Raw genomic sequence first — 14,398 nt, 5'->3', positions numbered from 1 at the left:
ATTAAGAAGAGGTATAAATGGGAATGACAATCGATAAACCTCACAAAGATGCGGAGTTGAAACTCAAAGATCCAATCTTTTTTCAAGGCACTTCTAACACGAATATTGTTCAGGTGGAATTATGGGCTGATGACCGTTGGCTATTAGGTAAAACTTCAGCCAGTAATGGCAAATGGTCACTTTCATATAATTTTAACAGTGGTGGCACTCGGCGAATTGTTGCCAAGGGATTTGATGCTAATCATCAGCTAATTGGTAGTGATGATATTTGGCTTTTTTTAGATGCACTCACACAAGTTGATCTTGACATGAATTTGAGTGCTGATTTTAAACTGTGGGAATTTGTCACATCTCCTACAAGCGGTCTATTGAGAATTGACAATACACCAACGCCCGGAGAAATCAAAAATCTAGAGAGATTATGCCAGCAAATTTTACAACCTGCAAGAGATGCCTTGGGTTCACTGAAAATTAATTCTGGTTTTCGTTCAGAAGAACTTAACAAAGTAGTAGGAGGTGCTAGCAATAGTGCCCATCGTCAAGGCTTTGCTGCTGATGTGATTCCAGTAAATGTAGGAACTAAAAAATTTGCCGAATGGGTAAATGAAAATTGTAATTTTGACCAAATGATTTTGGAATTTGGCACTTTAGAAAAGCCTATGTGGATTCATGTTAGCGCTGAACCAAGAAATCGCCAACAGGTTTTGAAAGCTACTTATAGTCGTGGAATAACTATCTATACTCCTATTCAAATATAAAAGAAAGGAAAATTAGGACAAGGGTTAAGTGCAGGATTTTCAATACAAATCAAGCTAACTAAGTGCATTTACTAGTATAGTGAGTAAAACTTAAATTTTAGGAGAAAAGTAATTATGGAAACATTTGTCAAGGTACTTATAGGCATTATTGCATTGATACATATCCTTTTTTTAGTTGTGCAGATGTTTTTCTGGAATACAGATTTTGTTCAAGAAAAATTACTGAAAAACTTTACTACAGCAGAGGTTGCTACAATTCTTGCTCAAAATCAAGGATTATACAACGGATTTCTTGCTGCTGGCTTAATCTGGGGATTATTTATCTCACAAAAGTTTCCGCAAGTTGAGCCTTCATCGATTGTAATTTTCTTTTTAATTTGTGTAGCGATCGCAGGCATTTTTGGTAGCATTACCTTGAAACGTCCAACAGCATTTTTAATCCAATCACTACCCGCAATATTGGCTTTATTCTTGCTGTGGTATCCTAATCTTTAGTAGTTAGGTTTCAAGAAATATTCTCGATTTTGCAATTATTTAGGAAAAAATAAACTTATAGAACAACAAAATCCCGGTAAAAGTGGCGATGTGATTTCATCATCGCCTAACAAAGTAGCAGCTAAAACCAACTGTGCTTTTTCTCGCCGATAAACTTCAACTTGTTTAGTAAACCGATCGACAATCCAATACTCACGCACACCTTGAACTGAATAAAGTTTCAGTTTTGCTTCCTTGTCTCGAAGTTCGTTTTGTTTACCAGGGGATAAAACCTCTACTACTAACTCTGGTGCGCCTGTCAAATGTCCCGCTTCATCTTCAATTTGCGCCAGTCGTTCTTGACTTACCCAAACTACATCTGGTATAACACTATCCGCTTGCGAAAAAATCACGCCTGGAGCGACAATTGTTTCTCCTAAGCCACTCGAATCTGACCAAACATCGAGTTGCCGAGAGATTTTTACACAAACTTGTTGATGACGGCGGTGAGGAGTGCGAGTCACAAAGAGTTCTCCATTAATGATTTCATAGCGTGTCCACTCATTTTCGGGTAGAACCTCTAAATCGTGAATTGTCCAGCGTACTCCCTCAATGGCTTGGTTCATGATTGTCCCCGTTTGGCTTGCTGCCTTCTTTGCTTAATTTTATCTTTCCTTTGGGCAAGGCAGTTATGGTATTTAAATTAGAACCATAATGAAAAACAAAAGTTCAAGCGAAACTCTGTATGCTGACATTTACCCAACTTAAACCACCTAATGGCGATGCCGCAGTTACTTTTACTCTGGCGCTGACAGCAGAAGAACGCACCCGCAGTCGTCATCGTTTTGAAACTGAAGATGGTAAAGTTATATTTTTACATTTACCCAGAGGAACTGTTTTACACGATGGCGATATTCTCCAAGAAGAAACTCATAGCAGTTTAATCAGAATTACTGCTAAACCAGAATTAGTGCTGACTGCCTTTGCCCAAACACCACTTTTATTATTACGGGCGGCATACCATCTAGGAAATCGTCATGTACCTGTAGAAATTACTCCAACTTATTTACGCTTGTCTTCAGACTCGGTTTTACGCACGATGTTGGAACAATTGGGGTTAGAAGTTAAAGAGGAAATTCTACCATTTCAGCCCGAATTAGGAGCTTATGGACAACACCATCATGCTCACTGATAGTCATCTTTTGAGTATTTTACAACTGGCTAGCCCCGCTTTACCTGTGGGAGCATATAGTTATTCTGAAGGCTTGGAAACGCTCATAGAAAATGGTATTATCACCAACGCCTTACATCTCAAACTTTGGTTAAAAGCGGAGTTACTCTGCGGGGCAATTCGGTTAGAGGCGGCGGTGATGGTGCGATCGCAGCAAGCTGCAAAAATAGGTGATGTTGAGTCGCTATGCCGTTGGAATCTCTGGTTATCCGCCGCTAGGGAAACAGAAGAATTACGCGCCTCTAGTTGGCAAATGGGGCGATCGCTCATCCAATTACTTGGTAAACTAGAACCTCAGATTATACCTATTGCTAATGCTGTGGGTAATCCTTGCAATTATGCGATCGCTTTTGGTATTGCCGTTGCCCATTGGCAAATCAGCATCCAAGCCGCATTACTCGCATATCTGCATAGTTGGGCAAGTAATTTGATCACTGCTGGCGTGAAACTTATTCCCCTTGGACAAACAGCAGGACAGCAGTTATTGCTAGATTTGCAACCATTATTTAGCACTGCGGCACTAGAAATTCTCGCGTTGGAGGATGATGAACTCGCCTGTTGTAGTTGGGGTCTGTCACTGGCAAGTATGCAGCATGAAACGCAGTATACAAGGTTGTTTAGGAGTTAGTTATTGGGCATGGGGCATGGGGCATTGGGCATGGGGCATTGGGCATGGGGCATTGGGCATTGGTCAAAAACTAATAACTAATAACCATCTACCAAGCGAAAGTGACAAATGACAAATGACAAAGGACAAATGACAATGAATGCATTTCGAGTGGGAGTTGCTGGCCCGGTGGGTTCGGGGAAGACGGCTTTGGTGGATGCTTTGTGTAAGGGATTGCGTGAGCAGTATCAGATTGCGGTGGTGACGAATGATATTTATACTCAGGAGGATGCTCAGTTTTTAGTGCGTTCTCAGGCGTTGGCTAGCGATCGCATTTTGGGTGTGGAGACTGGTGGTTGTCCTCATACTGCTATCCGCGAAGATGCTTCGATGAATTTGGCAGCAATTGAACAGTTAGAAGAACGTTTTCTCGATTTAGATTTGGTATTTTTGGAAAGTGGCGGCGATAATTTGGCTGCTACTTTTAGTCCAGAATTGGTGGATTTAACAATTTATGTCATCGATGTTGCGGCTGGTGATAAAATTCCCCGCAAAGGTGGCCCCGGTATTACTAAATCTGACTTGTTGGTGATTAACAAAATTGACCTAGCACCTTATGTTGGTGCAGATTTAAGTGTGATGGAACGAGATGCAAAAAAAATGCGCGGCGATAAACCTTTTATTTTTACTAATTTAAAAACTCAGTCTGGACTTGCAGATGTGATTAACTTTGTTTGTACAAATATTTGTTAAAAAAGAATTCAGAATTCAGAATGGGCTAAACGCCCCGCTACCGCTAACAGGAGTCAGAATCAAGACAACTAAATCTGCATATTTAGCGCTGATGCAAAAACGTAGTTTAGGGACTAACTACTTATTGTAGGGTGGGCCGAAAAGCCACTGGTGTCAACTTAAGCCAAAAATAGCGTACTGGTTGGGTGTTGTTCACCCGCCAGGGATTGTAAATCCCTGACTAATTGCTCAAGTCTACTGAAGTAGACTAAAAATTTTTGCGCTATGAAGTCCTCTTCGGAGGACTTTAGCTATGAGACAGGGATTTACAATCCCTGGCGGACGTGCGGTTTCGCGTTAAGTTGACACCAGTGCTCCGCTATTCACCCCTCGTAGAAAATTCATGCTTTTTGCAGATAGCTAAGGTTTAGCCCATTCTGACTCCTGACTCCTGAATTCTATTTCTATAAAGCCCTCAAATGACGACTTCGTACCCGTTCAGCACTACCGGTAGGAATCGCAGCAATTAATTTTTGCGTGTATTCCTCTTTGGGTTCTTGGTAGATGCTTTCGGCTGTGCCTTCTTCAACAATTTGACCGCGATTCATGACTAAAATGCGATCGCTCATAAATTTCACCACACTTAAATCGTGAGAAATAAAAATATAAGTAAGTTGAAAGTCTGACTGTAATTCTTTGAGGAGATTTAATACCTGCGCCTGTACGGAAACATCCAGCGCTGAAACTGATTCATCGCAGATGATAAACTTAGGATTCAATGCCAAAGAACGGGCTATGCAAATCCGTTGGCGTTGACCGCCAGAAAACTGATGAGGATAGCGGTTAATCGCATCTGCACTCAAACCTACCCTTTCTAAAAGTTCAGCTACCCGTTGGCGTCGTTGTTGCTTTGTCTTCCCAACGCCGTGAATTATCAACGGTTCCATCACAGCGTCCCCAACCTTCATCCGGGGATCGAGGGAACTAAAAGGATTTTGGAAAACTATTTGCATTTCCCGCCGCAGTTTTTGCAACGGTTCTCCTTTGAGGGTAGTAATATCTTGTTTCTCAAAGATAATCTGACCACTCATCGGTTCAATTAATCGCAGCAAGGTTCTACCAAGGGTGGTTTTACCGCAACCAGATTCTCCCACCAAACCTAATGTTTCCCCTGGTTTGACATCAAAGGAAACGCCATTCACTGCCATGTTGTAGCGTTTTGTACCACCAAACACCCCGCGCACTGGAAAACCAACTTTCAGGTTGCGGATTTGCAATAGGGGTTCCTTTTCATTGAAGTTTGCTAATCTTGCAGCAATCTCTTCAGTGGTGACTTCTGTAGGTTGTGCGGGTTCTTTCGCCTGAATTACTATTTGTCCCGTCGTTGTCTCTTCTGCACTCATGTAGTCAGAAACGGTGAGTAGTTTTTGGGGACGGCGGTTAAGTGTGGGGCGACAAGCTATCAAACCTTTAGTATATGGATGCTGGGGACTGCTGAAAATTTGCCCAGAAGTACCAGATTCGACAACTTTGCCTTTATACATCACCGCTACTTCGTCAGCAATTTCTGAAATTAGCCCCAAGTCGTGGGTGATGAAAATCATTGCCATGTCACGGGTTTGTTGCAATTCTCGCATTAACTCCAAAATAGTCGCTTGCACCGTCACATCTAAAGCTGTGGTTGGTTCATCAGCAATTAAGATTAATGGGTTGCAAGAAATTGCCATTGCAATCATCACCCGTTGCAACTGACCCCCAGAAAGTTCATGGGGGTAGCGTTCTAGCATGGCTTCTTTGTGTTCTTTAACCAACTGTGCTAACTTTGATGGTTCTGGTTTCGATGAAGTTTCGATATACTGCTGCTGTATCTCTTCATCACTCGGTAGAAGTTTTACTTCTTGTAAACCTGCGATCGCAATTTGTCGGGCTTGGGCGGCTGACACATTTTGATGCCGCATAATCGCTTCTGTTAGCTGAAACCCAATGTTATAAACAGGATTGAGCGAACTCATCGGTTCTTGAAAAATCATGGCGATGTCGCCACCCCGGTGTAACTGCATTTGCTCAGGAGGCAATTTCACCAAATCTATAGGGTTGGCGTTCTCTTGAGGACGAAACCAGATTTCACCGCCAGTAACTATACCGGGAGTCTGCAACAAACCCATCACAGCTAGGGCTGTCACTGATTTACCACTCCCAGATTCTCCTACTATTCCTAGAGTTTGACCTCGATGCAACCCAAAAGAAATACCATCCAAAGCTCTGACAGTATTGCCATCACTGGGAAATTCAACTTGTAGATTGCGAACCTCTAGGACAGTTTCTCTCATAGGAGTTGGTTATGAATATTATCTTAAAATTATTTGGATTTTAACAATAGTTTTAATGTATATGTCGGTAAATTTGGTTTTTACCCACAATTGACATTACCAAAGAAGAATTCAGAAGTCAGAATCCAGAATGGATTCTGTGCGACTGGATGGAGAATCGAGGTTTAAAGCCCCCGATTTTAAACGCGCGTGATATTAAATTCTTTCCGATTGTTACCCCTGAATTCAGGCATGGGGTATTCTGAATTCTGAATTCTGTCTTCTGACTCCTTCTCATATACCTCCACAATATACACGCATTTGCAATGTCGAACTGCTTCTGATTTTTGATCGCTATGCTTTAAATAACTCAACCACTGTCGGCTTAGTCACTTTCCCCATCGCGTTGCGTGGTAATTCTTCAACTAGCAAAATTTGGGTTGGCACTTTATAAACCGCTAATCGCTCTTTTGCCCAACTCCTAAAAGATTCTAATGTTAAAGGTTGTAACCCTTGCAATACTAACGCCGCACAGACCCGTTCACCCCATTCTGGATCGGCAACTCCAACCACTGCACATTCCTGAATATCTGGATGCGATCGCAATACTTCTTCAATTTCTAAAGCTGAAACTTTATACCCTCCCGTTTTGATGATATCCACACTCATCCGTCCCAGAATTCGGTAGTTACCATTCTCAACTACGGCGGTATCTCCAGTACGGAACCAACTATCTTGGAAAGCTTTGGCCGTTGCTTGGGGGTTGTGCCAATATTCTAAAAACACTCCGGGGCCTTTAACTTGGATTTCTCCTGGTGTTCCGGCTGGAACTAACTCGCCGTTCTCATCCACTAATCTCACTTCAACTTCAGGTAGTGGCTTTCCTACATATCCAGACAACCGTTCACCGTGTAAAGGGTTCGATAACGCCATACCGATTTCTGTCATTCCATAGCGCTCAAGCAGAAAATGGCCGCTGATGGTTTGCCACTTTTCTAAAACTTGAACTGGTAATGCTGCCGAGCCAGAAACCATCAGGCGCATTTTAGCACAGCCTTCTGACATACTTTTTTGGCGTTCCTTAGAAGCATTTTCCCAAGCAGCAATCAGCTTTACATAAATTGTTGGTACTGCCATAAATAGGGTTAAGTCACCGTCACAAATTCGCTTCCAAACGGTTTGGGCGTCAAACTTGCTTAATAGATGACACTCCGCACCAGCCCATAAAGCACAAGTCAGTACGTTAACAATTCCATGAATATGATGTAGTGGCAGGATATGTAAAATGCGATCGCTATATGTCCATTCCCAAGCAGTGATTAAGCTAGTCACTTGCGCTTGAATATTCTGATGGGTTGTAACTACACCCTTCGGTTTACCTGTTGTACCACTGGTGTAGAGAATTAAGGCGCGTCTAGTAATATCTATCTCTGGGAGGCGAACAATATTAGATGGGAGAGTTTCTGAGGTGAGGATAAATCGCAAATTGTGTTCTTGGGCGAGCGAGCGCAATATAGCCTCAAAATTAGGATGAGCAACAATAATCGATGCTCCAGAATTGGTAATTACATACTCCAATTCTGGGCGTGGATGGGAAACACACAGAGGTACAGCTATGCCACCAGCCCGCCAAATCCCCCATAGAGTCGCGACATACTCAAACCCAGGCGGGATGAGAAAGGCAACTCGCTGCTCGTGTAAATCTTCTGTATTCTGAAGAAGGCTTGTTGCTATTTGACTAGAAGTGTGAAGCAAATCTCGATAGGTAAATGCTCCATCGGTTGTGGTAATTGCTATTTTCTCGTTGTGTTCTTCAGCACGAATAATCAATGGTATATTCACGTTTCTTTACCAATTGAGAGTTGATTCAGTCTACTTACAGAAAGCATATAGCAATATTCCCTATTTCCTATTCCCTTTCTCTACAACCAACGTTGTTTTTTAGCATAAGCAATACTACAAATTACAATTAATGCCATCATACATATCACAGCAGGATAAGCCCAAGGTTGCTCTAATTCCGGCATATATTTGAAGTTCATACCATAGAAACCAGACATGAAAGTTATTGGTAAGAATATGGTCGAGAGAATAGTTAGACGATTAATTCGTTCACCCGTTTTGCTAGCAATATTATCGCGTTGAATTTCCATTAATTCTGACATCCAGGCTCTTAGAGATTGATATTCTTGCCAGAGTTTATCAACCTGATGAACTAATTCTTGATTGAAGAGTTCCTTCACTGGCTGGGTGATCCATTGAAAATCTTCATTATTCATAATCGACATTAGTAACTTGATATTTTGAAAATTACGGCGTCCCGAACGAGTAGATTGCCTCATGGTGGCAATTTTTTGGTACGTTGACTCATCACCTGATTTTTCTAAAACTTCATCTTCTAAATCATCAAGTTTCATCGAAATATAATCAAATACATTATCGTAATTGTTTAAAATATTTTTAAAAATAAGATAAAAAAGATAGTCAATTCCTAAATTGGGAATATCTGGAGTTCGCCTTTGCAAATTATTAGCTAGATTGCTTAAAATTTTTAGTTCCGTGATTTCAAAAGTGATAATAAAGTTATTGCCAACTACAATATTTCCACGTGCAACTTCAAATTCGTTATTTTTTATTTGAGAAGTTAAAATTTCATAGCTATCAAACAAACAATCTTCTACATCTTCATCAATTCCTAGAGAGCAATGGTTAAAAATCATCTCAATTCGAGATGGGTTTAGTCCAAAACGATTGATAATTCTGGCGGTTCCAGTGCGATCGCGGAAGTGAATACAGCGCAACCAAATATTATGAGAGCCATCAATTTTTTCCAGCACCGTATCGACATCATTGCTAGTGAATAATTCCAGGTTATCTGGATAAAAAGTGAAGAGAGCTAGCATACGGTAATCCTAGTTGATTTGTAACAAAATATGGTAACTCATCGTAAGTGTTAAGCAGTTTAGTTCTGATTTGATAAGCACTGAAGTGCTTACTATAAACTATATTAAGTTATAGCTAAATCTTTTTATAAGAAGAATTCAGAAGTCACAAAACAGATATGAATTTTGTAGGAGTGGGTGACAAATATTGGTTAAAAGCGAGTGTTTAGTGGGCGAAAAAAATTAAAATATTCTCGCCTTAAAACTTTATCCCTGTATGAGTAGAGTATTCAGAATTCTTTATTCTGACTCCTGTTTTATCTTTTCCCAGATTTAGGGCGAGTAGTTGGCGCTGGTGCTGACTTATTTTGCAGAATGGCAATTTCTTTCTGTGCATCTTGATAACTATCGTTTTCTCCTTGCTGTTGGAATAGTTTTGCAGCTTTTTTGAAATCTGCGATCGCTCCTTGTTTGTTTTTCTGTTTGGTACGAATTATACCCCGGTTATAGTAGGCTAAGGCATTGTTAGCATTAATTGCGATCGCTCGTGAATAATCCTGATTTGCAGCTTTTGTATTTCCCAGTTCGAGATAGGCGTTACCACGGTTGTTGTAAGCTGCTACATTATTAGTATCTAGTTTTAATGCTTCGGTGTAATCTTCGATAGCGCCTTTATAATTTCCGAAAGAAAAACGGTGAATACCCCTGTGGATGTAAGCTGCAATGAATTTAGGGTCAATCTCTAAAATAGTGTTGTAATCTTCAGTAGCTTCTACTTTATTTCCTAAATCACTGTAAATATCACCACGATTAAGAAAAGCTTCGATATATTTGGGATTGATGTTGATTGCATCTGTATAATCTTTAAGTGCTGCATATTGCTGTTTATTAAGAGATTGAGTTAAACCCCTTTGATAATAAGCTTTAGCATCACTAGGATTAATTTTAATTATTGCGTCAAAATCTTGGATTGCTGCAAGTCTTTGTTTGAGGCGACGGCGAAGGATACCTCGTTGCAAGTAGGCTTCGGTATACTCAGGCTTGAGAGCGATCGCTTTGCTAAAATCTCCAATTGCTCCTTTATTATCCTTGACTTGAGAACGAGCTAATCCCCGGCCATAGTAAGCATAAGCATTCTCTGAGTTTAACTTAATCGCTTGAGTATAGTCTGCGATCGCTTCTTTGTACTTACTTAATCCATAAAAAGCAAATCCTCGGTCAAAATAGGCATTGGCATCTTGAGGATTGAGTAAAATTGCTTGGCTAGAGTCTGCTTGTGCTTGCTCATAGTCTCCTAATCGATAATAAGCATCACCTCGCTTATTGTAAGCCAAAGCATTTTGCGGATCTAATTCAATAGCTTGATTGAAATCTTTAACTGCTCCTTCATAGTTTCCTGATTCATATTTATTTACTCCCTGTTGGTATAATGTTTTTTGAGCGTCACTTACAGGTTTTGGCAACTGTAAAATCCACGCTCCAACACCAAGTACAATAAAACCAGCTATCCCCGTCAGCACTAGTAATAATCTTTTATCATGCTGTTTTTGCTGATCTTCAACATTTGTTAATTTTTTCAGATCATCTAAAACTTCGGTTGCATATTGGTAGCGTTTACGATAATCAAAACGTACCATTTTATTAATAATTTTTTCTAACTTTCTGTTAACTTTTAGATTTTTGGGACGCCAAACTATTTCACCTGTCAGCTTATTTTTCTGACTTTGTAAATTAGATATTTCCTTTGCAGTTAAACCTAGAAGTGCTGCGATCGCAACAATACCTAAAGCATATATATTGCTGTTGTATTTGAGGTTGCCGTTAACTTGTTCTATCGGCATATACTCAAGATTATCAACAGTATTAGTGATGGCTTCATTAAAAGTAACAAAATTAACCAAAACTAACTTTTTATCTGATTCTCTACGAATAATATTTGCTGGTTTAATATCGCGATGAATCACGCCATAGCTATGTACAATAACCAAAATCTCCAATATCTCTGACAAAAAACTAATTACTTGGTCTTCACTTAGAGGTTGTCCTTGAATAATTTCGTCACTTAAAGAATTGCCAGGGATGAATTCTTGGACTATATAGAATTCTTCATTTTCTTCAAAATAAGCAACTAGCTTTTGTATTTTATCGTTTTCCTGTCCTAGTTTTTCTAAAGTTGCTGCTTTACTGGTAAACAAGCGGCTTAGGATTGTTAAAGTTTGGGAATTTTTATTAGGAGGACATAATTGCTTTACTATAAGTTCGCTGCCAGGAAGATTAGTATCTTCAACTAGATAGGTTTTCCCCTTTTCTCCATCCTTGAGAACTTTTAGTATTCGGTAATGTCCATCTAGGAAATGACTATTCATCAATATAAATATAGTCTGATAAATTGCTTGATTATAGCTTAAGTGTTATTATTACTGATTTTAAAATATAAATATTTATTTATTAAGCAACTTCAAATGAGATCGATGCGTGGGCTGCTACCGCGTGTATATATCAAAGTCCCTCTCCCAACTTGAGAGCTACGGTGTATACACAAGTCTGAAATAGCTCAGAAACCAAGGTTTTACCCCACCCTAACCCTCCCCTTATAAAGGGGAGGGAACTAGATTTTCCAGTTTCCCCCCTTTATAAGGGGGGATTAAGGGGGGTAATTTGAGTTATGTGTACACTGTAGCCCAAGCTTGGGAAAGGGATTTAGGGTGAAAGCTCATTGATTCAGGTTCTACGCTGGAACTACAAATTTCTCGCTACCAGCCAGTTCAAAGGCTGCATGAATAGCTTGCAAAGCTTTAACACCTTGCTCTTGGGCCACAACACAACTAATTTTGATTTCTGAAGTGGCAATCATTTGAATATTGATTTGTTGTTGGGCTAAAGCTTCAAACATTTTAGCGGCAACGCCTGGTTGTCCGAGCATTCCTGCACCGACAATACTCACCTTAGCGATCGCACTATCTAAAACAACTTCACCCCATCCTAACTCTGCCGCTATTTGAGTAAGCATTTTTTTGGCATTTTCCCCATCGATCCGCGAGACTGTAAAGGCAATATCTCGTCTGGGAACACCATCAATTACTCGGCAACGCTGAGATTGGATAATCATATCAACACTAATATTATGTTGCGCTAATAATCCAAACAATTTTGCCGCCATTCCCGGACGATCTGGCAATTGGCGAATAGCAAGACGCGCTTGATTCAAGTCGAGGGCGACACCGCGAACGGGAGGACAATTGGGCAGAGGGGCAGAGGGGCGGAGGGGCAGAGGGGAAAAACTTACTGCAACTTCTCCTCTGCTCCCCTGCTCCCCTGCTCCCCTGCTCCCCTGCTCCCCTGCTTCGATTTCAAAGGCGGTGCGGAGTGCGCTAACGGCGCGATCGCATTGGTTGGCATCGACTACGCAACTTACTTTGACTTCGCTGGTGGAAATCATTTGAATATTCACGCCTGCTTCGGCTAAGGTGGCAAACATTTTTGCCGCAACACCAGGACGCCCAATCATTCCTGCGCCTGCAATGCTGACTTTGGCAATGTTATGTTCTACCATTACCTCGGCTTCTTCCGATTTGGGGTTAGATTGACTTCTTAGTGCTGGAGCGATCGCTGTTGCTACTGCTTCTGCCCGTTTTAATATTGGTGTTGTCACAGTAAAGGCAATGTCGTTACTGTTACCTTCATGAACTGACTGAATAATCAAATCTACGTCTACTTTTTGCCGAGAAATTTCGCCAAACAATCTAGCTGCAACCCCTGGTTTGTCAGGTACGCGCAACAAAGCAACCTTCGCTTGGTCAGTGTCAAATTCTACAGCATCCACTGGACGGGCAATTTCTAGATTGATTAGCGATCGCCCTTGGGGTTTGGCTGATGTCACCCAAGTCCCTGGTTGATCCGTCCAACTAGACCTAACTACAAGGGGAACCCCATAGTTACGGGCAATTTCCACAGCACGGGGATGCAGCACTTTTGCGCCCAAGCTAGCTAATTCCAACATTTCATCGCAGGTGATGGCATCCATCAACTGGGCTTCGGCAACCAAGCGGGGATCTGTAGTGAGAATACCTGGAACGTCTGTATAAATTTCACAAAAATTCGCTTTTAATGCGGCTGCGATCGCCACTGCTGACGTGTCAGAACCACCACGCCCCAAAGTCGTAATTTCCATCTCTCCGACGCTGGATGTGCCTTGAAACCCTGCTACTACAACTACTTTACCTTCATTTATGTGGCGACTGAGGCGAGTAGTTTCAATATGCAAAATCCGAGCGCGGCTGTGTTCAGCTTCGGTAACAATTCCTACCTGAGCGCCAGTCATGGAAATTGCGGGTTGTCCGAGTTCCTGCAAAGCCATGCTGAGTAAGGCAATGGTTACTTGTTCGCCAGTAGAAAGCAGCATATCCATTTCCCGGCGGTTAGGATTTGGAGAAATTTCATTAGCTAGTTTGACGAGTCCATCGGTGGTTTTGCCCATTGCCGAAACCACTACGACAAGAGAGTTTCCAGCTTTAACAGTTTTGTAAACACGCTGTGCAACAGCTTGAATGCGTTCCACTGAACCGACAGATGTACCACCGTATTTCTGAACTATGAGCGCCATAACTTTTTATTTAATCAATTGTGCCTGCTTTCATCAACGCTTCCGCCAGGTAAGGAAGCCTTGAAGGCTTATCAGTTATATAGTTTACTAAAAATTGCGTCGAATACCCTATAATAATTGATTATTCAAAAACTACATCTTCGTAGAGTGCTGCCATTGTTTCCTCAAAATCCACGCTATTGAGTCGAAATGATTGATGTTCTGCTGTGTAGGTTTGTAAAACCCACAACCCTTGCTCATTGCGGCGAAAACACTCGACTCGCTGACGTTTGGTATTAATTAAAACATATTCTTGCAGACTTTCCAGTGTTTGATAATCGGCGAATTTGTCGCCCCGGTCAAAGGCTTCGGTAGAATTAGATAAAACTTCGACAATTAAACAGGGAAATCTTTTATAACCAGGCGTTTCTCGATCTCGTTGATCGCAAGTAACCATCACATCGGGATAATAAAAGCGATTCAGAGATTCAATTCTGGCTTTCATGTCAGCGATGTAAACACGACAACCAGAGCCGCGCATACGATTACGGAGGAGAGCGAATAGGTTTCCTGCAATGGTAACGTGTGGATCTAGCGCTCCAGCCATTGCGTAGATGTAGCCGTCTATATATTCATGCTTGATATTGCTCTGTTCCTCCATTTGGAGGTATTCTTCAACAGTGACGTAGTTTTGTTGGGGTGAGGCTATCATAGTTGAAACTTGAATTCAGGAATATAAGCTTCATTCTAGCGATTGCTTACTATCATCATCTTGATATTCTTTGATTTTGGCATATAAGCTATAGGAATTCGCTTTGATTTC

Annotated in this window: 13 protein-coding genes; 6 read left to right on the top strand and 7 right to left on the bottom strand. The window is 41.1% G+C overall.

From position 1 onward, the window contains the following. Positions 1 to 23: 23 nt before the first annotated feature. Both A4S05_RS38405 and A4S05_RS00445 read left to right on the top strand, forming a co-directional pair. Positions 24 to 758 (top strand): D-Ala-D-Ala carboxypeptidase family metallohydrolase, encoded by a 735-nt coding sequence (locus A4S05_RS38405; protein ID WP_176726876.1) that lies wholly within the window; start codon positions 24 to 26, stop codon positions 756 to 758. 114 nt (positions 759 to 872) lie between these two features. After that, positions 873 to 1,253: a DUF1304 domain-containing protein gene (locus tag A4S05_RS00445; RefSeq protein WP_069067874.1), complete on the top strand. Its 381-nt coding sequence runs from the start codon at positions 873 to 875 to the stop codon at positions 1,251 to 1,253. A gap of 35 nt (positions 1,254 to 1,288) precedes the next feature. Here the strand turns inward: A4S05_RS00445 and A4S05_RS00440 are convergent, their stop codons facing one another. Continuing rightward, positions 1,289 to 1,858, bottom strand: a complete 570-nt coding sequence (locus A4S05_RS00440; protein WP_069067873.1) for a Uma2 family endonuclease — start codon at positions 1,856 to 1,858, stop codon at positions 1,289 to 1,291. 119 nt (positions 1,859 to 1,977) lie between these two features. Here A4S05_RS00440 and ureE point away from each other — a divergent pair, with 119 nt between their 5' ends. Genes ureE through ureG form a run of 4 tightly spaced genes read left to right on the top strand, consistent with a single transcriptional unit; the run spans position 1,978 to position 3,823 of the window. After that, positions 1,978 to 2,424 carry an urease accessory protein UreE gene (ureE, locus tag A4S05_RS00435; protein WP_069067872.1) on the top strand — a complete coding sequence of 149 codons (447 nt, stop codon included), beginning with the start codon at positions 1,978 to 1,980 and terminating at the stop codon, positions 2,422 to 2,424. After that, positions 2,399 to 3,091: an urease accessory protein UreF gene (locus A4S05_RS00430; RefSeq protein WP_069067871.1), complete on the top strand. Its 693-nt coding sequence runs from the start codon at positions 2,399 to 2,401 to the stop codon at positions 3,089 to 3,091. The genes ureE and A4S05_RS00430 overlap by 26 nt, the downstream gene beginning before the upstream one ends. Further along, a complete protein-coding gene (locus tag A4S05_RS41165; protein ID WP_176726875.1) occupies positions 3,057 to 3,203 on the top strand; it encodes a hypothetical protein in 147 nt (48 codons plus the stop codon). The genes A4S05_RS00430 and A4S05_RS41165 overlap by 35 nt, the downstream gene beginning before the upstream one ends. A 23-nt stretch (positions 3,204 to 3,226) precedes the next feature. After that, positions 3,227 to 3,823 (top strand): urease accessory protein UreG, encoded by a 597-nt coding sequence (gene ureG, locus A4S05_RS00425; RefSeq protein WP_069067870.1) that lies wholly within the window; start codon positions 3,227 to 3,229, stop codon positions 3,821 to 3,823. Positions 3,824 to 4,266: 443 nt separating this feature from the next. On the opposite strand, the gene A4S05_RS00420 is transcribed toward ureG, so the two are convergent. The 6 genes from A4S05_RS00420 to A4S05_RS00395 all read right to left on the bottom strand — a co-directional run bounded on the left by A4S05_RS00420 (position 4,267) and on the right by A4S05_RS00395 (position 14,287). Continuing rightward, complete coding sequence (locus A4S05_RS00420) at positions 4,267 to 6,132, bottom strand: ABC transporter ATP-binding protein (RefSeq protein WP_069067869.1); 1,866 nt, start codon at positions 6,130 to 6,132, stop codon at positions 4,267 to 4,269. 333 nt (positions 6,133 to 6,465) lie between these two features. Further along, on the bottom strand, positions 6,466 to 7,953 hold the full coding sequence (locus tag A4S05_RS00415; protein ID WP_069067868.1) for an acyl-CoA synthetase: 1,488 nt from the start codon (positions 7,951 to 7,953) through the stop codon (positions 6,466 to 6,468). 80 nt (positions 7,954 to 8,033) lie between these two features. Further along, entirely contained in the window at positions 8,034 to 9,014 is a 981-nt protein-coding gene (locus tag A4S05_RS00410) for a magnesium transporter CorA family protein (RefSeq protein WP_069067867.1), read from the bottom strand. A gap of 296 nt (positions 9,015 to 9,310) precedes the next feature. Next, on the bottom strand, positions 9,311 to 11,359 hold the full coding sequence (locus A4S05_RS00405) for a serine/threonine-protein kinase (protein ID WP_069067866.1): 2,049 nt from the start codon (positions 11,357 to 11,359) through the stop codon (positions 9,311 to 9,313). Positions 11,360 to 11,721: 362 nt separating this feature from the next. After that, complete coding sequence (locus tag A4S05_RS00400) at positions 11,722 to 13,596, bottom strand: aspartate kinase (protein ID WP_069067865.1); 1,875 nt, start codon at positions 13,594 to 13,596, stop codon at positions 11,722 to 11,724. Between the two features lie 121 nt (positions 13,597 to 13,717). Then, positions 13,718 to 14,287 (bottom strand): Uma2 family endonuclease, encoded by a 570-nt coding sequence (locus A4S05_RS00395; RefSeq protein ID WP_069067864.1) that lies wholly within the window; start codon positions 14,285 to 14,287, stop codon positions 13,718 to 13,720. Positions 14,288 to 14,398: the final 111 nt, after the last annotated feature.

The organism is Nostoc sp. KVJ20, assembly GCF_001712795.1.
Taxonomy (GTDB): Bacteria; Cyanobacteriota; Cyanobacteriia; order Cyanobacteriales; family Nostocaceae; genus Nostoc.
This window is presented reverse-complemented; position numbering and strand designations above follow the sequence as displayed.

Coding starts and splice junctions, on each gene's coding strand:
- A4S05_RS38405 (WP_176726876.1), top strand. CDS start 24: ATGACAATCGATAAACCTCACAAAGATGCGGAGTTGAAACTCAAAGAT.
- A4S05_RS00445 (WP_069067874.1), top strand. CDS start 873: ATGGAAACATTTGTCAAGGTACTTATAGGCATTATTGCATTGATACAT.
- A4S05_RS00440 (WP_069067873.1), bottom strand. CDS start 1,858: ATGAACCAAGCCATTGAGGGAGTACGCTGGACAATTCACGATTTAGAG.
- ureE (WP_069067872.1), top strand. CDS start 1,978: ATGCTGACATTTACCCAACTTAAACCACCTAATGGCGATGCCGCAGTT.
- A4S05_RS00430 (WP_069067871.1), top strand. CDS start 2,399: ATGGACAACACCATCATGCTCACTGATAGTCATCTTTTGAGTATTTTA.
- A4S05_RS41165 (WP_176726875.1), top strand. CDS start 3,057: ATGAAACGCAGTATACAAGGTTGTTTAGGAGTTAGTTATTGGGCATGG.
- ureG (WP_069067870.1), top strand. CDS start 3,227: ATGAATGCATTTCGAGTGGGAGTTGCTGGCCCGGTGGGTTCGGGGAAG.
- A4S05_RS00420 (WP_069067869.1), bottom strand. CDS start 6,132: ATGAGAGAAACTGTCCTAGAGGTTCGCAATCTACAAGTTGAATTTCCC.
- A4S05_RS00410 (WP_069067867.1), bottom strand. CDS start 9,014: ATGCTAGCTCTCTTCACTTTTTATCCAGATAACCTGGAATTATTCACT.
- A4S05_RS00405 (WP_069067866.1), bottom strand. CDS start 11,359: ATGAATAGTCATTTCCTAGATGGACATTACCGAATACTAAAAGTTCTC.
- A4S05_RS00400 (WP_069067865.1), bottom strand. CDS start 13,596: ATGGCGCTCATAGTTCAGAAATACGGTGGTACATCTGTCGGTTCAGTG.
- A4S05_RS00395 (WP_069067864.1), bottom strand. CDS start 14,287: ATGATAGCCTCACCCCAACAAAACTACGTCACTGTTGAAGAATACCTC.